General features: G+C 51.1%; 16 protein-coding genes and 2 pseudogenes. 8 read left to right on the forward strand and 10 right to left on the reverse strand.

Annotation, left to right across the window (positions count from 1 at the left end):
• Nucleotides 1-27 precede the first annotated feature (27 nt).
• On the reverse strand, nucleotides 28-1,800 hold the full coding sequence (locus N1689_RS08780) for an EAL domain-containing protein (protein ID WP_161736051.1): 1,773 nt from the start codon (nucleotides 1,798-1,800) through the stop codon (nucleotides 28-30).
• A 161-nt stretch (nucleotides 1,801-1,961) separates the two neighbouring features.
• The gene (locus N1689_RS08785; RefSeq protein WP_260058603.1) at nucleotides 1,962-3,179 is read right to left on the reverse strand and encodes an FAD-dependent oxidoreductase; all 1,218 of its coding nucleotides are present in this window, start codon (nucleotides 3,177-3,179) and stop codon (nucleotides 1,962-1,964) included.
• A gap of 270 nt (nucleotides 3,180-3,449) precedes the next feature.
• On the opposite strand from N1689_RS08785, the gene N1689_RS22085 reads away from it, so the two are divergent.
• Both N1689_RS22085 and clcA read left to right on the forward strand, forming a co-directional pair.
• Entirely contained in the window at nucleotides 3,450-3,653 is a 204-nt protein-coding gene (locus N1689_RS22085) for a YicS family protein (RefSeq protein WP_311202147.1), read from the forward strand.
• Between the two features lie 154 nt (nucleotides 3,654-3,807).
• The gene (gene clcA, locus N1689_RS08790) at nucleotides 3,808-5,136 is read left to right on the forward strand and encodes a H(+)/Cl(-) exchange transporter ClcA (RefSeq protein WP_253418353.1); all 1,329 of its coding nucleotides are present in this window, start codon (nucleotides 3,808-3,810) and stop codon (nucleotides 5,134-5,136) included.
• A 19-nt stretch (nucleotides 5,137-5,155) separates the two neighbouring features.
• Here clcA and N1689_RS08795 read toward each other — a convergent pair whose 3' ends face one another.
• The 4 genes and pseudogenes from N1689_RS08795 to N1689_RS08810 form a co-directional block, all read right to left on the reverse strand.
• Nucleotides 5,156-5,680: a phenolic acid decarboxylase gene (locus tag N1689_RS08795; protein ID WP_161736048.1), complete on the reverse strand. Its 525-nt coding sequence runs from the start codon at nucleotides 5,678-5,680 to the stop codon at nucleotides 5,156-5,158.
• Between the two features lie 160 nt (nucleotides 5,681-5,840).
• Nucleotides 5,841-6,041, reverse strand: a pseudogene (locus N1689_RS08800) (VasL domain-containing protein); the annotation flags it as partial.
• A gap of 18 nt (nucleotides 6,042-6,059) precedes the next feature.
• Complete coding sequence (locus tag N1689_RS08805; protein ID WP_260058606.1) at nucleotides 6,060-6,332, reverse strand: hypothetical protein; 273 nt, start codon at nucleotides 6,330-6,332, stop codon at nucleotides 6,060-6,062.
• Nucleotides 6,333-7,773: 1,441 nt separating this feature from the next.
• Entirely contained in the window at nucleotides 7,774-8,454 is a 681-nt protein-coding gene (locus N1689_RS08810) for a type 1 glutamine amidotransferase domain-containing protein (RefSeq protein ID WP_260058607.1), read from the reverse strand.
• 161 nt (nucleotides 8,455-8,615) lie between these two features.
• On the opposite strand from N1689_RS08810, the gene N1689_RS08815 reads away from it, so the two are divergent.
• Nucleotides 8,616-9,533: a LysR substrate-binding domain-containing protein gene (locus N1689_RS08815; protein WP_161736045.1), complete on the forward strand. Its 918-nt coding sequence runs from the start codon at nucleotides 8,616-8,618 to the stop codon at nucleotides 9,531-9,533.
• A gap of 154 nt (nucleotides 9,534-9,687) precedes the next feature.
• A pseudogene (locus N1689_RS08820) lies at nucleotides 9,688-10,444 on the forward strand (transposase); the annotation flags it as partial.
• A gap of 375 nt (nucleotides 10,445-10,819) precedes the next feature.
• Here the strand turns inward: N1689_RS08820 and N1689_RS08825 are convergent.
• On the reverse strand, nucleotides 10,820-11,650 hold the full coding sequence (locus tag N1689_RS08825; RefSeq protein ID WP_260058609.1) for a sugar phosphate isomerase/epimerase: 831 nt from the start codon (nucleotides 11,648-11,650) through the stop codon (nucleotides 10,820-10,822).
• 9 nt (nucleotides 11,651-11,659) lie between these two features.
• Nucleotides 11,660-12,676 (reverse strand): LacI family DNA-binding transcriptional regulator, encoded by a 1,017-nt coding sequence (locus tag N1689_RS08830; protein ID WP_161736044.1) that lies wholly within the window; start codon nucleotides 12,674-12,676, stop codon nucleotides 11,660-11,662.
• Between the two features lie 389 nt (nucleotides 12,677-13,065).
• Between N1689_RS08830 and N1689_RS08835 the strand changes: the two genes are divergently transcribed.
• The 4 genes from N1689_RS08835 (at nucleotide 13,066) to N1689_RS08850 (ending at nucleotide 17,745) form a co-directional block, all read left to right on the forward strand.
• Nucleotides 13,066-13,989, forward strand: coding sequence for a substrate-binding domain-containing protein (locus tag N1689_RS08835; protein WP_122889438.1), 924 nt, complete (start codon nucleotides 13,066-13,068; stop codon nucleotides 13,987-13,989).
• A 54-nt stretch (nucleotides 13,990-14,043) separates the two neighbouring features.
• Entirely contained in the window at nucleotides 14,044-15,222 is a 1,179-nt protein-coding gene (locus tag N1689_RS08840; protein WP_122889439.1) for a Gfo/Idh/MocA family protein, read from the forward strand.
• Between the two features lie 9 nt (nucleotides 15,223-15,231).
• Nucleotides 15,232-16,173 carry a sugar phosphate isomerase/epimerase gene (locus N1689_RS08845; RefSeq protein WP_161736043.1) on the forward strand — a complete coding sequence of 314 codons (942 nt, stop codon included), beginning with the start codon at nucleotides 15,232-15,234 and terminating at the stop codon, nucleotides 16,171-16,173.
• Between the two features lie 114 nt (nucleotides 16,174-16,287).
• Nucleotides 16,288-17,745 carry a sugar porter family MFS transporter gene (locus N1689_RS08850; RefSeq protein WP_161736042.1) on the forward strand — a complete coding sequence of 486 codons (1,458 nt, stop codon included), beginning with the start codon at nucleotides 16,288-16,290 and terminating at the stop codon, nucleotides 17,743-17,745.
• A gap of 378 nt (nucleotides 17,746-18,123) precedes the next feature.
• Here N1689_RS08850 and N1689_RS08855 read toward each other — a convergent pair whose 3' ends face one another.
• Both N1689_RS08855 and N1689_RS08860 read right to left on the reverse strand, forming a co-directional pair.
• Nucleotides 18,124-19,014 (reverse strand): helix-turn-helix domain-containing protein, encoded by an 891-nt coding sequence (locus N1689_RS08855; protein ID WP_260058615.1) that lies wholly within the window; start codon nucleotides 19,012-19,014, stop codon nucleotides 18,124-18,126.
• A 236-nt stretch (nucleotides 19,015-19,250) separates the two neighbouring features.
• A complete protein-coding gene (locus tag N1689_RS08860; protein WP_260058617.1) occupies nucleotides 19,251-20,159 on the reverse strand; it encodes an NmrA family NAD(P)-binding protein in 909 nt (302 codons plus the stop codon).
• Nucleotides 20,160-20,244: the final 85 nt, after the last annotated feature.

The raw sequence follows: 20,244 nt of genomic DNA on the forward strand, positions 1-20,244 counted from the left end.
CCGCAGCGAGTGCTGCGGGCGGGTTGACTAGCGTGACTTCTGATAAAGCCAGTGTTCAATGTCGCTGGCTGGCAGCGGTTTTGAAAAGAAGTAGCCCTGAATCTGATCGCAGCCGTAGGTTTTCAGCAGTCCCAGCGTGGCTTCTGCTTCCACACCCTCGGCCAGCACGGTGTAATTCAGCTCTTTAAGCATTTGGATAATGCATCTGACGATGATTTTAGATGCGTCGTCTTCGCCCATACGCGAGATCAGCGATCGGTCGATCTTAATCACATCCAGCGGGATATCCTGCAGGTAGCTGATATTGCTGTAGCCGGTGCCGAAATCATCCAGAGAGACCATAAAGCCGTGCGACTTCAGCGCTTCCAGCCCTTTGATCGCCACATCACTTTTGGTGATCAGCTCATTCTCAAGACACTCAATACCCATAATCGAGTTAGGTAACTGCGCTGCCGCTAATTTCGCCACCAGCTGATCGGCAAAATCGGGCCTGGCAAAGTCGCGTTCACTGACGTTGATCGAGACCGGAATCAGGTCGTACTCGCGATTCCAGCGCGCCAACTGCTCAACAGCGTGATCGATAACCCAGTTGGTCAGATCGGAGATCAGGTTGGTTTTACCGGCTAACGGAATAAATTCTGATGGGAAAAGCTCACCCCGCTCAGGGTGATTCCAGCGGATCAGGGCCTCCAGCCCGACCGTTTTACCGGTTTTGAGACACACTTTAGGCTGCCAGGCGAGATACAACTCTTCATCTTTATTCAGCGCCTGAGCCAGATCATTCATGATCAAAAAGTCTTCGGTGCGCCGCGAGTCGTAACTCTCATCAAACGACATCGCACTGATGTTCTCATCAATCGCTTCATGTAGCGCGCTAACGGCCTGACGTACCGTTTCGTTAGCATCCATCTGTCCCGGTACAAACTCTGTTTCGCCGGTAAAGACATCCAGATCGAGCGTGATATTTTCCGCCAGATCGGCCCGCATGCCTTTGAACAGATCGCTTATGTTATGCGCTGAATAACGGCCTGAGTAGGGCTGAACAAGGGCGAAACGGCCTGGGGCGAAAGTATAGAGCGTCTCATTCTCCGGAAGATTGAGCCGGTGTGCCACATCCTGCGCCATCTGCCTGAGCAATTTCTCCATCGGCGCAATACCCACCGCACGGGAAAGCTCATAGGCACGAATGATGTCGAGGCAGTCGATAAGAATCAGGCGAAAGCGGCTCTGCGGTGCGACAAGGGTAAGTTGCTGAATATCACGAATCAGGCGTGGGCGATTCGGCAGGTGCGTAATGACGTCGGCAAAACCCGCGTTGTTCCAGGCATCCAGAAAAGAGGTGACCAGCGTAGCCAGTGAGCGCAGCGTGGCGAGTTTCTCATCCGTAAAGGGATGTGGCTGGGTATCGGTGACGCAGAGCGTGCCCAGCACCGCACCGTCGAGGTTCTGCAGCGAGACACCGGCATAGAAACGAATATGCGGATCGCCTTTCACAAACGGGTGCGTGACAAAGCGCTCATCCAGTAAGGTGTCAACCACCACCAGATGTCCCTCACCATCAACGACGTGGCGGCAAAGAGATTCATCACGGGTCGATTGTTTAAGATCGAAGTTCCGTGACGCTCTTATGTATTGATTATTATCGTCAATAATCGAAATGAAGCTGCCTGAAATACCCAGCACCTGACTGGCGAGATTCACGAATCTCTCCAGCACCTTATCCCGGGTTTCATCCGGCGACAAAAGTGCCTTAATTGCACTCAGGCGTTTTACGTCGCTGCCGTTTTGCTCGTTATGCACTGAAACCTCTCCTTTGCAGGCGCAAAAATCGAAAATAATTTAGCTTAATAATGCTCAATTAGCGCCCAATTATCAGATAAATAGCGGCTCAATCTGACAGTACTTTCACAGTGAAACAGTGTCGCACGATATCTGATTGCTGTCGAAATCATTTAACGCACTTACTTCATACGCGCAACCTGTGGCGACTCCGTTCGGAAGCCCAGACCAATCAGACGACCCAGCACAAAACGCAGAAACGGCAGGCGTTGGATAATCGCGGGAACCTTGCTGCTTCCCGCAGGTTTTCTTCTGGCTTTATTACGGCTCATCTTGATCTGCAAAAACTGCGTGGCAACGGTAGGGAACTGACGGCGCTTCTGCACTTTTTCCAGGTCGCGCAGCTGCAGTTCTCCCCGCTTCAGAGGATCGGTCAAAAGATTCGCCGTCGCCACCGCATCCTGAATCGCCAGATTGACGCCAACCCCGCCAATCGGCGACATGGCATGCGCCGCATCACCAATGCAGAGCACACCGGGTTTCGCCCACTTGTTCAGGCGGTCGATACGTATCGACAACAGTTTGAACGCCTCCCAGCTCTCGATTTCCGTCATGCGCGCCGCCTCAAAAGGCGACACCGCCGCCACCTCTGCTTTAAACGCGTCGAGACCGGCGGACTGTTTCGCCTCAAACTCCCCTTTCGGAATGGTCAGACCGCACTGCCAGTAATCGCCACGATCGATAACAATAAAGTTCTGCTTCGGCCCTTTATGCCCCATGCCCAAATCGGGATCCTGCGCCTGCTTACTTAAGCGGAACCAGATGACATCGCGCGCGGCGCCAAATTCCTGTCCGATCAGCCCGGCCGCGTCGCGTACGCGCGAATGGCGACCGTAAGCACCGACCACCAGTTTGCAGCGGATATGCAACTGCTGATTGCCGCGTGAAGCCGTCACGCCGATGACCGTGCCATTTTCTTCAATCAGCGACCCGAAGGCAGTCGACTGCAGCAGACTGAAGCCCGGATAGCGGGCACTCTGCTCTGCCATATAGTTCAGGAAATCCCACTGCGGCATGAAGGCAATAAAACGACACTGAACAGGCAGACGTGAGAAGTCGGCCATCGTAATGCTTTGTCCTGCAATTTCCGCTTCCAGCTTTTCGGCACGCTGATGCGGCAGCGTCAGGAAAGATTCCAGCAGTCCGAGCTGATGCATGATTTCCAGCGTCGAAGGGTGGATGGTGTCTCCGCGAAAGTCGTGAAGAAAGTCAGCATGCTTTTCGATGACGACTACACGCACTCCCGCGCGGGCAAACAGATAACCCAGCATTAACCCGGCCGGGCCACCGCCGACGATACAGCAGTCAGCGGTAAGAATTTCAGTGGAATGTGGCTGCATGTCAGCTCCCTGTCGCGCCAGTATTACTATGATTATTGCGTCAACCGTGGCGACATTGCTGCACCCGGTCGATGGTGCTGTGCTCAGGCTAATCACTCAATGCGATTACACTCAACTGAAAACTGCCGAAGAGCCTTTCCTGTCCTCAGCAGTCAGGAGATCATCATGAACGTGATTCGCAATACGTTATTTATACTGCTTTCAGTCTGTCCCATGCTTGTGTCCGCCGGGCCTTATCAAAGGCTGCAGTTTACACTGCGTCAGTAGCAGATAACCGACGATCTGCGCCAGACGTGTCAGCTACCGCCAGCCTTCTCCGATGAAAAACTGCGCCAGACATTTCTCAATGACAAGCATAACCTGAAACAAAATCAGCTCACGCTGACCGCCGCGGCTCAGGCGCTGAAAAACCAGGACAATCCAGCCTACCGCGAACGCATGGCACAAGTGGTTTGTCCACCGCAGACCGATTAACTCATTTCCCGGCTGAAATTGATCCTGACGTTTGTTTTCACCTTATCACTCAGTAAACTGGCACGCTGGTCTGATTGAACAAAGATGCCTCTCAATGAATGAAGAATCACCGCAGCCGGTTTACGTTCCCCGTTCTATCGCGGCGCGCAGCCGGATGTTTCGCGCCCTGCTCTATCGTGACAAAACGCCGCTGGCGATGCTGTTTTGCGCCGCGCTGGTCGGTACGCTGGTCGGTCTGGCGGGCGTGGCGTTTGCCCGGGCCGTTGAAACAATACAGCAGTGGCGCGCCGCTACGCTTATCCCCGCACAGTTTCAGGGCTGGATGCTCTACGCCGCCGCTTTTGCCATTTCGGCCTTGCTCGCGATGGTCGGCTATTTTCTCGTCAGACGTTTTGCGCCCGAAGCGGGTGGTTCCGGCATTCCTGAAATTGAAGGGGCGCTGGAAGAGCTAAGACCTGTGCGCTGGTGGCGGGTGATTCCGGTAAAATTTTTTGGCGGCATGGGCACGCTGGGTGCCGGGATGGTACTGGGACGTGAAGGCCCGACAGTGCAACTGGGTGGCAATATCGGCCGCATGGTGATTGATGTTCTGGGGATGCGCAGCAACGAAGCGCGTCATACGTTGCTGGCAACGGGTGCGGCAGCAGGCCTGGCCGCCGCGTTTAATGCGCCGCTGGCAGGCATACTGTTTATCATCGAGGAGATGCGTCCTCAGTTTCGTTATAACCTGATTTCGATTAAAGCGGTGTTTACCGGTGTGATTATGGCAAGCATCGTGTTTCGCTGTTTCAACGGCGAACAGGCGGTGATCTCCGTTGGCAAACTGGCTGATGCGCCAGTGCAGACGCTGTGGATGTATCTGGTGCTGGGTATGATCATCGGCATGGTAGGCGTGCTGTTTAACCGCCTGATATTTATTACGCAGGACCTCTTTGCTCGCTTTTATGCCGGCAAAACGGCACGCGTAGTGCTGGCGGGTGCATTACTGGGTGGTGGCTGCGGTGTTCTGGCGCTGCTGTTCGCGCCTGGCGCAGGCGGCGGCTCAGAACTGATTCCACAGGCGGTTCATGGTGTATTTCCGTTCACCCTGCTGCTGCTCATCTTCATGGTCAGGCTGGTCACTACCCTGCTCTGTTTTGGCTCAGGTGCGCCGGGCGGTATCTTTGCGCCGATGCTGGCACTGGGAACGCTGCTCGGGACAGCTTTTGGGGTAGCGATGACGGATCTGTTCCCCTTATATCATCTGGACGCGGGAACCTTTGCTATCGCCGGGATGGGCGCACTGTTTGCGGCTTCGGTAAGGGCACCGCTAACCGGGATTGTGCTGGTGCTGGAGATGACCGATAACTATCAGCTGATATTGCCGATGATTATTACCTGCCTTGGGGCTACGCTGCTGGCGCAGTTTCTGGGGGGGAAACCACTCTATTCATCCATACTGGCCCGCACGCTGGCACGCCAGGCAGAAGCGACCCGCCCATAGCGGCGGGCCGTGCTATCAGTTACTTACCATCAAAATAGTCAGCAGGCATCTGCCCCGGTGCCTGATTAATGACTTCATCATTATCCGGCCCTTCGTTTTTCATGTAAGTCACTTTCGCAAACTCAGGAATGATCACATAAGGATAGGCCGGGCCTTCGTCGCGGAATCGGTGCATATCTTCAATGAAGTCATTCTGATAGCAGATGGTTTTTTCCGGATGCTGACCTTCTCCGGCAATCCACTGCGGGAAGAAAATTGTCCCGTGAAGCAGGGTACGATTGAGATCAAACAGCAGGCTGACGCAGGTGCCGGTGGGTTCATGCCAGTCTACTTTATAAATGCCGGGTGCAAACTGCACTGCGTGCATTTTCTGGTTAGTCACCCAACGACCGCCCACCAGCCCCTGATGAATACGATAGTCGCAGGTCGTTTCATTGCGGGCGTACCACTCATATTTCCAGCCATTATCGTAGGTATAGACAAAATGTGTGCCAACGAACTGGGAGAGATCGCCGGAGATATCTTCTAAAGATTCTGTAGACATTTTAACCTCTGTTAAATAGCGCATAACCTATGCGCCGATGGATTTAATAAAAGCTAAAGCGCAATTAATCGGTGAATATTGACTATGGCGCAGATTATCGATTTTGCCATAAGCGACCCGGCAGACATTTGATCGTCCCAGTGCTTATCGCTGTCCGTCATCACTCTGACTGGTTTTTAATCAGCGCATAGCGGTTCTGCAACTGAGTAAACTGCATATCGACCTGCGCCAGCTGTGCTGCTCTTCCTGATGTCGTACTTTCTGACTGCCCCAGCTGATAAAGCTGCTCTTCGAGTGGAACTGAACGGCTGAAGTTCTGTGTTATCGTGAACACCATCGATTTCAGTTCCGAGCCGGTGGATACCTGCCTTTGCGCTCATCAAGCATATTCAGGCGGTATGTCAGTGCCTGCAATCTTCCATCCCCTGATGCCAGCCGGATAATGATTCTGTGGGTGTGCATTTCCCATAAGGTGCTGCTGCCACTGCGCTTTAAGCGTCTCTGTCTGGACAGGTCCAGCTCTGGCGGCGAGCACAAAGCCATACACCTGTTGCCACAATGGCGGCAGCTGCGCCAGCGTTGTCAGTACGTGCGCATCGACGATAGCCGGTACGGGGCTGAGCGGCTGCGGGGCGACTTTTAGCAGCTTCACAGACCGCCCGCACCCAGAACCAGCATGGTCAGCATACCCGCAGCGAAAGTCCGCCATGCCCGCCGGAGAGACGCTATCGGGGGTATCACCAGGTTCGCTGACGTCACTGTCAGTGGGAAATGTTGAAAATGGCTTACCCTGCCATGACACATTTCTGATTTTAAACATTGAGTGATGAGCAGAACCGGGATCAGAAGCGAGTACATTCCATTTACTGACTGAATTATTAATGTTGTTAATTATTTTTGATTTTTACGGATCAGCGCTGGACGGTATTCGTCAAAGAACGCCTTGCGATGGTACAGCCGCATCTGCTCTGCCATATAGTGGATATGTCTTGTGATGAGTCAACGTGATGTTCATTGCTGATCTCAGCGATGAGGGTGTTGCGCCGAGTAAATGCCCGCAGTCATTCCAGATGACAGTGCTAAAGCCACACCTTGTGAATACTCTCAGCAGAGCAAGGAGCCCTGATGCGAAGCGATGGAGAGGATGCATGAATTGGAGTAAAATTAAGCATGCGCGAATGCGGCAGGTAGTGGTTAACGGGAAAGAATTCGAAAATGACAACGAATAATGAGACCCCTGAAAAATCTGACAGACAGGCTCAAATGATAAAAGCCCTGACTGAAATAGTCAGGGCTTTTAAGGTACTACAGATTTAGCATTTAACATTAACTAACTTAATTGATAGGTACTGCTTCGGTACTGCTATTTATGAACAGATCCTGCGGATAATAATGATCACGATACAGAAATGTCACTATTATTAGCGGTTTCAACCACCTGATAGTCTTTCAGGAGACAAAGACAGGTCAGGCCCGTATAAATCTGCACACCCCCATCGCGATATAGACTCTTTGATGCGTTGCCTTACTTTCATTACGACGTTTAAACCGCAATCGTATCCTGTCGTAACGTAACGTTCAGAACTACGAGGCCTTACATCATCGCGACGCGATACTACAAGCGTCCTGTTGCATGCTTTTTGCTATTAACATCCAACTACAGACTTCTTAAAGACTTACTTCGACTCCATTTAACAGGGTTATCATTAACTAACGAACAGTTTCAAAGAACAGTGTTTAACAGAACCACCGACAACTTCAACTGAAACATTTGTCGGCACCTTTACTCATAACGCCTTTGGTTTTTCAGTCTATCAGGGCAACTGCTTGCCGCTGATGAGTCCTACTTTACGGATATGAAAAATGATGTCAACACTGGTTTTAAAAACATGTTTATATTTTCAGTGGAACTCGAGGACTTATATTTTCGTCTGAAAACACATCTCAAATTTATTATCAATGTTAAGAAAAATAAAACCCTGATTTATTAAATACAAATAATTTACACCGTCACTATCAATCTTCTCACTTAATACCCGCAATAAAGAAAGGCGCCCACAGGCGCCCTCAGAACACAGCATGCTGTAAAACGCTTATTTCGCCAGTTTTGCCAGTAAAACTTTGGCAGTCTCGGCTGAAGAACCTGGGTTCTGTCCGGTAATCAGCAAACCGTCCTGCACAGTGTAGGATTGCCAGTCATCACCACGTGAGTAAAGACCGCCATTCTGTTTCAGCACATCTTCCACCAGGAAAGGCACGACGTCAGTCAGGCCAACGCCCTCTTCTTCGCTATTAGTAAACCCGGTTACTTTCCTGCCTTTTACCAGCGGTGTGCCATCGGCGTTATTCACATCACGCAGAACACCTGGCGCGTGACAAACCAGCGCCACCGGCTTACCAGCCTGCAGGGTTTGCTCAATCAGCGAAATGGAGTGTTTGTCGTTTGCCAGATCCCATAAAGGACCATGACCGCCCGGATAGAAAACGGCATCAAACGTTTCCTGATTAACCGTATCAAGCCTCACGGTCGAAGACAGCGCGGCCTGAGCTGCAGAGTCCGCATGAAAACGGCGAGTTTCATCAGTCTGAGAATCCGGCTCATCACTTTTTGGATCGAGTGGCGGCTGTCCGCCCTTCGGTGAAGCCAGGGTAATTTCAGCGCCCGCATCCAGGAATGCATAATAAGGTGCCGCAAGTTCTTCCAGCCAGAAACCGGTCTTCTTGCCAGTGGTGCCCAACTCATCATGCGAGGTCAAAACCATTAAAATTTTCATTTATGCTCCGTATAACAGTCAGTCGGTCTCACGTGTAAGGATAGTCAGAACCAGCGCGTGAACCGCTATCTTCTGTGTTGACCCGTTAATCATGGCGCGTTTCAGAATATTTATGAAATTTATTTCTTTAATTTTAGATATTCACATAGAATTATAACTTAATGAAATATGATCTGAATTTACTGCCAGTTTTGCTGGTTATGATAGAAGAGCGCAACGTCACTCGCGCCGCAGAGCGGCTGGGTATTACCCAGCCGGCACTTTCTAATGCATTAAACCGGCTGCGGGAAACGCTCAACGATCCCCTGTTTATCCGCGAGCGCTACGGTATGCGCCCGACACCGAAAGCGGAACAACTGGCCCAGGTGGTCGGTACTGCCCTGTCATCCATCGACAAGGTGATCCTTGGTCAGCAGGACTTTGATCCGCTGCACGCCACCCGACTCTTTACCCTCGCACCTAACAGCTATGTTGAATTCATCATGATGCCTGCCATTGTGGCGCGTCTTCATGACTGCGCACCCGGTATCAGGCTTCGCCTTACCCCTTTTGGCAACGACGTAACGGAAACCGGCGTAATTTCAGGCAATACTGATATGGTGCTGGGTCGTATCGTTGAACCTCCTGATAATCTGGTTGTGCAGCACCTGATGAATGAAGGTCTGGCATGTGTGATACGCGCAGATCATCCGCTGGTAGGCGAAAACCTCAGCGCAGAACAGTATGAGCAGCTCAAACACGTTAATGTCCTGCCGCCTGGCCGCATGCGCGCAGGTTTATATCAGGCACTTGAAAAGCGCGGCCTGCGTCGGCAGGTTGCCGTGTCAGTGACACATTTTCTGGCTGTACCGGAGATGATTGCGGTCACGGACTACTGCGCGACCCTGCCTCGCCTGATCTGTCAGCATCTTTCCCGAGATCAGCGGCTCAGAATTGTTCCCGCGCCTGTTGATCTCGGCATTTTTCCGGTTGAAATGGGGTGGCATGCGCGCTATCGCGACGATCCTGCACATCGCTGGTTCAGGGGTTTAATTGCAGAAACAGCCCACGCGCTGGCCGACCCTCAAATAAAGAGTTAGCACGCTCACCGCTTCCTGACTAATAGTTAATTTTGATAGGGTTAACAGGGGTTACTACTGTCCCCATCGGAGGCTAATACCCTTGACCTGCTCCCCGTTGATGAGTACACACCAATGTCAGTAATGTCTTCATACGCCACATGAGGACATCCCCATGAAGAAGCGTTTTTCCTGCGAACAGATCATCAGTATCCTCCGCGAAGCTGAAGCCGGGGTTTCTGCCCGTGAGCTCTGCCGCAAGCACGCCATTTCCGACGCCACCTTTTATACCTGACTCAGGAAGTATGGCGGTATTGAAGTGCCCGGGGTTAAGCGGCTTAGTCACCTGAAGACGAGAACGCCCGCCTAAAGAAGCGGCTTGCCCAAGCCATGCTGGATAAGGAGGCGCTTCAGGTGGCTCTGGGGCGAAAGTACTGACGACAGATCAGAAACGGGAAGCCGTTGAGTTTATGTGTGATGCGACCGGTCTGTCGCAACGTCGTGCCTGCAGGCTGACAGGTTTGTCCCTGTTGACCTGCCGTTATTCATCCCAGCGTCCGGCGGCTGATGCGCATTTATCAGGGCGCATTACTGAACTGGCACTGGAGCGCAGGCGTTTTGGCTACCGCCGCATATGGCAGTTACTGCGCCGTGAAGGGCTTCTGGTTAATCACAAGCGCGCGTACCGCCTTTATCATCTGAGAGGGCTGGGCGTAAAACGCAGACAACGTCGTAAAGGGCTGGCAACAGAACATCTGCCGCTGCTCCGCCCGGCGGCGCCCAACCTGACCTGGTCGATGGATTTTGTCATGGACGCGCTCGCCACCGGTCGCAGGAACAAGTGCCTGACCTGGGTGGACGATTTCACAAAGGAATGCCTGACGGTCACTGTTGCCTTCCGGATTTCAGGCGTGCAGGTCACGCGTATTCTGTCAGACAGGTCCACAACGCCGTTCGTCTGTGTCAACTTCCTGGCCGCGTGATTGGCAAGTCTGGCCAGCGCTTTGGTCGGTGCAAATCCCACGCCGATTATCAGCCCGGTTTCCTTTCAGATACGCTCGCGCATCTGCTGGCCGAATGTCTCGAGCGGGATAATGCCGCCAATCCCGATAACGTCCAGAAAAGACTCATCAATGGAGTAAACGTCCTGACCCGCAGCCATCTACCCCAGTATGGCCATCATGCGTGCTGACATGTCGCCGTTTATGTGGAATGGGAAATCTACTGAAATTATTGGTGCTTTAAAGTCCGCTATGCGTGAAAGCAGAAGCTCAGGCGTAAACGTTTAGAATTCAGTCAGGCCGGATTCAATCACTTATGCCATAGTGCTTCAGGCTTTGCATGCTCAGCTTTCCTGCTTCAAATACGTCGTGTTCCCAGGCATGTGGGCTGAGCCATTCAGGAGACCATACACCGTTGTAGCCCGTTTTACGTAAGGCTCTGACCCAGCTATCAATGTTCACTTCACCCTGGCCCGGTGCGTAATCACGAAGTACCCACTCATCCCATGCCTCGTCCTTACGAGCAGCGCGACCATCGCAGAAATGGACACCGTAAATCAGGCTGGGATCCATTTTGGCAACTTCGTCCGGATGAGTCTTACCGCCTGCGTGCAAGTGCCAGAAGTCAATAACCAGCCCCACATTATCCCTGCCGCATGCGGCAATTATGTCCAGACCTTGCTGTAATGAATTAAAGGGTGTGAAGGCAACAACTTCAATCTGAAATCTGATGCCAAGAGGTTTACCAATATCGGCTATGGCACAGATGTTATCGTGCAGGATGGTGTTGCGGTTTGTTTCAGTAAGTTCATTGATTTCATCAAGCGCCATGATCTGAACGACAGGACAGGCAAGCTCAGCAGCAGCATGACAAATCATCCTGGCCTCCTGTATAAGTTCAGCACGGGCCTGTGGTTGATAGCGACCGATACGTTTGAGAGCGTTAATACAGGTAATATCAATGCCGTTATCCTGCATCAGCTGACGATATTCTGCATAGCTGCCACCATTTTCCAGATAACGAAATATATGTTCAGGCAGTAATTCCAGCCCGGTAAAACCGGCCTCACGAGCAATACGTAATTGCGTCACTGCGTTGCTGTACCATACAGAAACTCCATGTAATGACAGTTTCATTGCATCTCCTCAATCAGAAATATGAAGATGTGAACGGCGAACGCGAAGCTCTCCTTTTTTCCAGAGACCGTCCGGATCCGATTTTCCCAACAGAAGCCGGTTCAGCGCCTCCTTTACAAGCAGGTCAAGACGCTGACTGTATGTAGTAAGTTGCCAGGCAGGGGCCGCAGCTTCATCAATGTCATCAAAACCAACGACTGCAACAGAATCTTTTCCCGAAACACCGCGCAACGCCTCCATCGCTCCCAGGGCGAGTATGTCATTCTCGCAGAACAGTGCCTCAATGCGTTCATGTACTGGCGTTTCAAGCAAATAATGCTTCATCAGGTCATAACCCAGCCGACGATCGTAATGCTCGGCGCTGAATTCGAGTGTCAGTCCAAATCCCTGTGAGGATAATGCATCATGAAACCCCTCCTTACGCTGCAGATGCCCCTCATTACTGCCCGGCCCGGCCATATAGCCAAATTTCTTATGACCCTGCTCCATAAGTAAGCGGGCAATGACCCGTCCGGCCTGGTAGTCGTCAATATTCACGACGTCTATTCCCTGACCCTCAGTATTGCGGCCTACCTGCACCAGCGGTATAGAATGCATATCCAGGGCGATGGCAATGAATTCGGGCGTCAGTGCTGTACCCATAAAAAGAATCCCATCAACCTGGAGCTGATCGGCCAGCGACATTACGGCACTGTAATTATTGCCGGTGATATTCAGAAGCAAAGCCATGTATCCAAAGCTCTGAAGCTGCCGTGTCACCTCGTCCAGCAATAGCATTGAGTGAGGATTTTTTAATTCATCGATCGCCACGCCTACGATGTGCGTACGCTTTTGCGATAACCCCCTGGCAAGTAAATTCGGGCGGTATCCCAGTTCCTGCGCAATCTCCAGAATTCTTCCGCGGGCCTTATCAGAAATGGAGGCACCCGGTGTGAAAGCGCGGGAAACCGTCCATTTAGACACTCCAGCGCGGGATGCTACGTCCCGTGCCGTTACCTTCTGACGCTTTGCTGCCTTATTTGTCATAAAAATCCGGTTGTTAAATGCATGCATGCAATTTAGAGATTAAGGAGAATTTAATCTTTTTCAAAGACGTGTGGTTTATCCAGAGTCTGGCTAGAAATTACACCGTAATCAAACTTAATGCACCCGATTGCAAAAAAAATGTGATCCCGTGTGAGTGTTTTTTAAAAGCTTGTTGACTAAATTTTCAGGCTCTTACACATTCTCTACATCTTCTTCAGCCATCATGCCAGGGTGAAAAGATTTTGCATCTGGATGCATTTTTGCACCCGAGAGCAAAATGATTATGGCTTTATCAGACGGCATACGCAGGAGCGGAAATTAACCTGAGCATAAAGCTGTCGCTCTTCACGTCAGGGACCGAACATACTAATTTGCTACAGGATTCAATCATGAAAAAGACTCTCGGTTTACTGATGCTGATAAGCCTGACACTGGCTACGGCGGTTCAGGCAAGAACGGCGCAGGTTGGCGTCGCGCTGGCAAATTTCGACCTTAACTTTGTGTCGATCCTTCGCACACAAATGATGCATGAGCTGGATACGCAGGGCATGAAAGGCCAGTTTTCTGATGCCAAAGGCGATGTTGCGCTCCAGGTACAGCAGATTGATGATTTTATTAATCAGGGGGTAGACGCCATCATACTTAATCCGGTCGACACTCAGGGTGTACTTCCAATGATCCAGGCGGCTAAAAATGCCGGAATCCCGCTGATTTTCGTGAATCGTAAACCAGAAGTGCCGCTGACAGGGGCAATGAGTTATGTGGGATCGGACTCTGCCCTGAGTGGCAAAATGCAGATCGAAGAACTGGCTAAGCTAATGAATTACCGAGGCAACATCGCCATTCTGATGGGTGCACTTTCGAATGAGGAGGCTCGCGAACGTACCCGCGCTGTTGAAGAGTTTGTTGCGCAGCATAAAAATATGAAGGTGATTGAGAAACAAACCGCAAAATGGCAGCGAAATGAGGCGGTAGACGTGGTCTCTTCATGGCTGCTTAACGGCAGGTCAATCAATGCGATCGTCGCCAATAACGACGAAATGGCCATCGGTGCCATTATGGCCCTGAACCAGGCGAAGAAAAAAGACGTGATGGTTGCTGGCATTGACGGCACTCCTGACGGACTGCAGTTTATTAAAAACGGTGAGATGGTTGTAACTGTTTTCCAGGATGCTAAAGCACAGGCTACCGGTGCCGTAAGAGTGGCAAATGCGCTGATTAATAAGCAGAAGACAGATAATTACCACTGGATCCCCTACCAGACTGTTACCAGAGCCAACTACGAACAATTTATCCAGCAGAACCAGAAGTGATTTTTATTAAACCCATCTTTGCACCCGGGTGCAAAGCGTTAATTCGGAGTATTTATGCTAAACGGTGAAAAAAGTATTTCCCGCCCACTACGCTGGGCCATGATTGGCGGCGGCCGGCTCAGTCAGGTTGGCTATAAACATCGTTCGGGTGCACTGCGCGATAACACTGCCTTCCGGCTTGTTGCTGGCGCATTTGACGTCGATGCCACCCGAGGCCGTGAGTTCGGCATCAACCTTGGCTTACCGGCCGAACGTTGTTATGAGAATTATGGACAGCTGCTATCTGAAGAAGCTAAGCGTGAAGATGGTGTTGAAGTTGTTACTGTTGCCACGCCTAATGGCACGCATTTTGAAATCACCAGAGCTGCGCTTAATGCCGGGATTCATGTTATCTGTGAAAAACCGCTGTTTTTTACCTCGGCTGAAGCGCAGGAAATTAAAGCACTGGCGGCGGAAAAAGGCCTGATCGTGGGCGTTACCTATGGCTTTTCAGGCCATCCATTACTGATGCAGATGCGCGCCATGATTGCTAAGGGCGAAATTGGTGATGTACGCATGGTTGAACTGCAGTACACACATGGATTTAGCGCAACTGATAACGCGGACAAGTTCAGCGATGCGCAGAAATGGCGCGTAGACCCTAAAATTGCCGGTCCGTCATTTGTGCTGGGTGACATCTCAACGCATACCTTTTACATCTCTCAGCTTGTACTTCCTGACCTGAAAATCAAAAGTCTGTTATGCGATCGTCAGAGCTTCATTCCGTCCCGGGCACCACTGGAAGATAACGCTATGGTGCTGATGCATTATGAAAACGGTGCCGTAGGACGCATGTGGGCCTCTGCAATAAATGCAGGCTCAATGGACAGCCAGAGTATTCGCGTTATCGGCTCCCGGGCCAGCCTGGAATGGAGCGATTATAACCCGGGAGAACTTAAATTTGAGGTTCAGGGCCAGCCTAACCAGATGCTGCATCATGGTATGCCCTACCTTGATGAAAGTGCCCTGGCCGATGAGCGCCTTGGGGCATTGCATACCGAAGGGCTGGCTGAATCATGGGCCAACATCTATCTCAAGTTCGCCATTGCCATCAGCGCGACTCAGCGCGGCGACAGTAAAACTCTTGAGGGGCTGGTTTATCCGGACATCAACGCGGGCGCCGAAGGCGTGCGCTGGATTGAAAACTGTGTGCGCTCGGCAGATAGCGGTTCCAGCTGGGTTAACTACGAATAAGGAATGACGATGAAACTCTCTTTCTGTACGGACAGTCTCGGCCACCTGCCTTATGAGCAGATGCTGGACAAGCTGCTTGAGCTGGGTGTTAACGGCGTTGAAATGACTACCGGAGGCTGGTCTTCAGCACCGCATGTCCCAACGGCTGAGCTTCTGGAAAGCGCATCAAAGCGTCAGCAGTTTCTTCACGCGCTTGAAAGCCGCGGCATGACCATCGCGGCTCTGAACGTTTCCGGGAACCCTCTGGATCCGGGAGATTTGGGGAAATGCCACAGACAGGATACTGAAAATGCACTGCGGCTGGCCGGGGAACTGGGTGTAAAAAAAATTGTAATGATGAGCGGCCTGCCTCCGGCCAGTCCGCATGACACCATCCCGAACTGGATCACCTATACCGTCAGCTGGCCACCCACGCTGAAAAACTGTCTGGACTATCAGTGGAATGAGGTTGCTATTCCATACTGGCGGGATCTGGTCGAGCAGGCGAAGACCAGCGGCGTAGAAAAATTTGCGCTGGAGAACTTCAGTTCAATGCTTGTCTGGAATCCGGAAACCCTGTTCCGGCTGCGTGACGCCGTGGGACCTATGGTTGGACTGAACCTTGACCCCAGTCATCTTATCTGGATGGGTGCCGACCCTATCGCTGCCGCCCGCGCACTTGGACCGGCCATACATCACTGTCACGGTAAAGACGTACGCCTTGAGCGTGGACTGGTTAACATCAACGGTCTGCTCGAAACCAAACCGGTTGAGGACGTCGCAAACCGCGCCTGGAACTATGTGGCTGTAGGTTGTGGTCAGGACCTTCAATGGTGGAAAGAGTTCTTCTCGGTCGTACGCATGATGGGCTACAACGACTGGGTTTCACTGGAGATGGAGGATTTAACCATGTCCGTTGAGGCAGGTGTTACCTCATCAGTTGCTGCGTTACAGCAGACTATCAGTCAGTAGTTTTTCCCCTTAAGGCTGCCGTAAAGCGGCAGCCTTATCAAAAATATGTTCATGCCTGAACAGACCATTAAAAAATGTACCCCACATAGCCTAATCTTCAGATGGAGTAGCCTGATGGAACATTATATTTCGAAAAATCCTGCCTCCGGCCCCAACAGTAAAGTACGAACTGAACCTCTCGTGAAGGTCATTACCGCCATTGCTACTTTAGGCGGTTTGTTGTTCGGTTATGATACCGGCGTGATTTCAGGTGCATTACTTTTTATGGGGCCTGAACTACAGCTAACCCCCTTCACCACAGGTCTGGTAACCAGTTCACTGTTAGTGGGCGCGGCTACAGGCGCGCTGATTTCAGGTGGACTGGCAGATCGCCTTGGCCGTCGTAATATCATCCTTATCCTTGCTGTCATTTTTGCTCTGGGAGCGCTGGGAACAGCCGTTGCGCCTAACCTGGAAGTTATGCTCATTTCCCGCGTGGTTCTCGGACTGGCAGTCGGTGGCGCTGGAAGTACCGTGCCTGTTTACCTGGCAGAAATTGCACCAGCAAACAGGCGCGGACAGCTTGTCACCATCAGCGAATTAATGATTGTCTCCGGTCAGATGCTGGCTTACATCTCGAATTTCGCGCTCAATGCACTCTGGGGTGGCGAAAACACCTGGCGCTGGATGCTGGGCATTGCCACGCTACCGGCAGTCGTTCTCTTTTTGGGTATGCTTTTTATGCCTGACTCTCCCCGCTGGTATGCGCTTAAAGGGCGCTTTGCTGAGGCTCGCCGTATTCTGAGCCGGACACGAGCAAAAGAAGATGTAGATTGGGAAATGATGGAAATCGAAGAAAATTTGTCGGAAGAAGCGCAGCAAAAAGGTTCGTTGCAGGATTTACGTACGCCCTGGATGTGCAAAGTTTTTTTTATCGGTCTCACCTTTGCCTTTTTCCACGCAGCAACGGCCGTTAACAGCATCATGTATTATGCCCCCATTATCCTACAGAATACCGGTATGAGCACGAATGCCTCACTGTTTGCGACCATAGCTAACGGTGTGGTGTCAGTCATCATGGTTCTGATCGGCATTGTTTTGCTGGGTTATATCGGTCGTCGGACCATGGCTGCGATGGGCCAGATAGGGTGCACCTGCTGCCTGTTTCTTCTCGCCGCCATATCGGCTTTTATGCCGGAACATATGGGTAACGATGTCAATCTGTTACGCAGTTATTTCATTCTTGGGGCAATGTTACTGTTCCTCTGCTTCATGCAGGGCTTCTACTCACCTGTTATCTGGCTAATGTTGTCAGAAATGTTTCCGAGTAAAATTCGCGGTATATGTATGGGCGGCGCAGTATGTGCGCTCTGGTGCTCTAATGTCATAATCACTATGTCTTTTCCGGTACTTCTTTCCTCATTCGGGCTTGCCTGCACATTTGGCATCTATGGCATCGTAGGAGTTTTAGGCAGCGCTTTTGTTCTGAAATTCATCCCGGAAACCCGCGGCCGAAGTCTGGAGCAAATTGAGCATTATCTGCGCGATATTTATAAGGATAAAAAAGGAGTGAAGTCGGCACTGTCTGAATAATTCAGATTTATAAATTCACAGAAATATTGCAAAAAATGAGGCATGACATAGCGCTTTTTATGACCTGCTGAACTGCTCCCCGCGATTTAGCATAGCAGGATGATGGAACGTCAGCTTCTCGCACAAAGTGGAAATGCGTGCTGACAGGTACGCTATGAGCGAGGAGCGGACGTTTACCAACGTTAACCTGCATATACTCAATTTTTGCCACTCTATATGCTGCTACCGGCACGTTTATCAGAAAAAATCGACATGCAATCCGCGCATCTGCTGGAACAAAATGCGTGCACAGAGCAATATTTCTACCTGTCATTTTGCCGGAAATGAAGTTTTCAAGGCCTGTTATTACTTCATCTGGAGAACTTATCCACAGGTACGTTAGATATCCTTAAGGATGTCAGGAAACCGTTCAAAACGCATTTTGCCTGCTGTCACCGGTATATAATAATCCCCCCAAAAATGGGATGACATGAGGTTTGCCTCGTGGTCCGGCCCCACAATAAACAGGTCGTCACCTTCACGCCGGGCTTCAGCACGGCGCGGCAGAATGTGCCGATAAACATTCATCTGCATTTCAGTCAACTCTGCCGCACTACCTTCAAACGGAAAGCGCAGGAACATGCCCGGACTGGATGCATTCTGCCCGCCATGCTCATCTTTATCCTCGCGACAGCCAAAGGTCAGTATCAGTCGGATGTTGCCGGAGGAGCTGTCAGGTTCAAACCGTTCTGCGAACCAGGTGGGTGATTCTCCGCGAAGGAGGCGCGCCGCCTTTTTAAGGCCCTGCTCACGCTGCTCCGTGTGGAAAGCAATAGAGTAGAGGTCGGCGCTTTCACACTGGTAGCTAAAGGTCACATCAGAATGCGAGGGCGCGCTGAGCCATGCTGTTTCCGGTTCCGGCATGGTGCGAGCGGATGATAAGAGGCTGGGCTGCAGGCCGTGAAAATGCCACTCTTTCGTCTGCCTGTAACGCGCCGGGGGCAGACAAAAATATTTTGTAAAGGTCCGGGTGAAAGCTTGCTGATTGGTAAAGCCGAACTGTTCAGCCGCATGGATGACAGGTGCGCCGGTCATTTTCAGCAGGATAGCCGATTCAGACAGTCTGCGTTCGCGAATGTAGGTGGCCAGTTTCATGCCAGTTTCCTGGCGAAACAGTCGCTGGAGATGCCACTTGCTGTAACCGGACTTCTCTGCCACTTCGTCGAGGATGATTTTTTTATCAAGATTCTCTTCAATCCAGACAATGAGATCGTGGGTAAAACTTTTCATTTGTATTGGCCCCGGAGCATCATAAAATTACATATCTATTGTTGAATGCCTGAGACAGGAAAGCCGATGGGTATTATTCATCGAAACGTTTTACGTAAAGCCTTAAAGGCCCTGACACACGTTAAGTCACGTGTGTCAGGGCAGCGAACCTGCTGCAAAAAATCTTTATATCAGTAAGGCGGGTAAAAGCGTGCTCGTGAAGAAAATGTCAGCATCTCAAGAGCCTTGATTCTTTTTTATTGGGGGTTCTTTGCTGAAGCAATTAGCGCATTTTTATTTTCAGTCAAGTATTCCCGCACCGTTTTCGCTGGCCTGCCGAGAATATAAGGAAGATCGTTTTGCACCATCGACATATAGGACATCCTGCCATCAAGCATCTGGGTAACAAAATCAATGTTTGCACTGGCATACCAGCTGTCAGCACCTTGAGAAATAAGTGAATCGATCAGCTGACGGAAGCCTTCCAGTCCTTTGTCTTCGCACCTGATTTCAAGCCCGGTCACCTCACTCATCAGCACGGCTATTTCTTCACCGTTCAAACTTTCCACGCTCAGCCAGTAATGCTGTCCGGCATGACGCGCAGGCCCATCGAAGAGCACTTTTGCAGCGACGGCGGCAATGTCCTCGGGCGCGATATAGCCGACTCTCCGATCGCCCCAGTAAGTTGTGTAGGTGAAATTTTTGGGGATATAAAGGCCGGTGAATACATTCATAAACATATTTGGATGGAGATGCGTCCAGGCAATGCCACTCGCCTCGATATATTTTTCAATCATCTGGTGCCATACAAAGTGGGCATCCGTGGTATCCCATTCAGCGAACACACCCACATGAACGATATGGCTCACACCTGACTTTTTGGCTGCATCCACCAGGGTTTTACTCTGCGTGAGCATGGCAACGCTGTAGCCGGTTAAGAGGAAGACGCGATCAACGCCCGCCATCGCGAGCGCGAAGGTCTCCGGTTTATCGAGATCGAGATAAACGCCATCTTTTCCTTCCCTGCGCAGCTGGTTTACCGTGTCTTGCTTGCGTGAAGCGATGCGCAGATGAACATCTTTATCGTCAAGTTCTTTGACGATATGGCTACCGATAGTTCCGGTAGCGCCCAGAACAAGGACGACGGGCTTCTGATGTATTGTCATGAGTACAATACCTTATTCAGTTGGTTGATAGAGCGTCAGGGCAACGCCACGTTTCAGGAAAGGAGATGTCTGAATCCCCCACAAC

Source organism: Pantoea sp. XY16 (assembly GCF_025153065.1).
Taxonomy (GTDB): Bacteria; Pseudomonadota; Gammaproteobacteria; order Enterobacterales; family Enterobacteriaceae; genus Pantoea; species Pantoea alfalfae.

Bases quoted from the DNA above. Each gene is read 5' to 3' on its own strand.
- N1689_RS08845 (WP_161736043.1), top strand. From the start codon at position 15,232: ATGAAACTCTCTTTCTGTACGGACAGTCTCGGCCACCTGCCTTATGAG.
- N1689_RS08785 (WP_260058603.1), bottom strand. From the start codon at position 3,179: ATGCAGCCACATTCCACTGAAATTCTTACCGCTGACTGCTGTATCGTC.
- N1689_RS08795 (WP_161736048.1), bottom strand. From the start codon at position 5,680: ATGTCTACAGAATCTTTAGAAGATATCTCCGGCGATCTCTCCCAGTTC.
- N1689_RS08850 (WP_161736042.1), top strand. From the start codon at position 16,288: ATGGAACATTATATTTCGAAAAATCCTGCCTCCGGCCCCAACAGTAAA.
- clcA (WP_253418353.1), top strand. From the start codon at position 3,808: ATGTTTCGCGCCCTGCTCTATCGTGACAAAACGCCGCTGGCGATGCTG.
- N1689_RS08855 (WP_260058615.1), bottom strand. From the start codon at position 19,014: ATGAAAAGTTTTACCCACGATCTCATTGTCTGGATTGAAGAGAATCTT.
- N1689_RS08835 (WP_122889438.1), top strand. From the start codon at position 13,066: ATGAAAAAGACTCTCGGTTTACTGATGCTGATAAGCCTGACACTGGCT.
- N1689_RS08840 (WP_122889439.1), top strand. From the start codon at position 14,044: ATGCTAAACGGTGAAAAAAGTATTTCCCGCCCACTACGCTGGGCCATG.
- N1689_RS08815 (WP_161736045.1), top strand. From the start codon at position 8,616: ATGAAATATGATCTGAATTTACTGCCAGTTTTGCTGGTTATGATAGAA.
- N1689_RS08825 (WP_260058609.1), bottom strand. From the start codon at position 11,650: ATGAAACTGTCATTACATGGAGTTTCTGTATGGTACAGCAACGCAGTG.
- N1689_RS08810 (WP_260058607.1), bottom strand. From the start codon at position 8,454: ATGAAAATTTTAATGGTTTTGACCTCGCATGATGAGTTGGGCACCACT.
- N1689_RS08860 (WP_260058617.1), bottom strand. From the start codon at position 20,159: ATGACAATACATCAGAAGCCCGTCGTCCTTGTTCTGGGCGCTACCGGA.
- N1689_RS08830 (WP_161736044.1), bottom strand. From the start codon at position 12,676: ATGACAAATAAGGCAGCAAAGCGTCAGAAGGTAACGGCACGGGACGTA.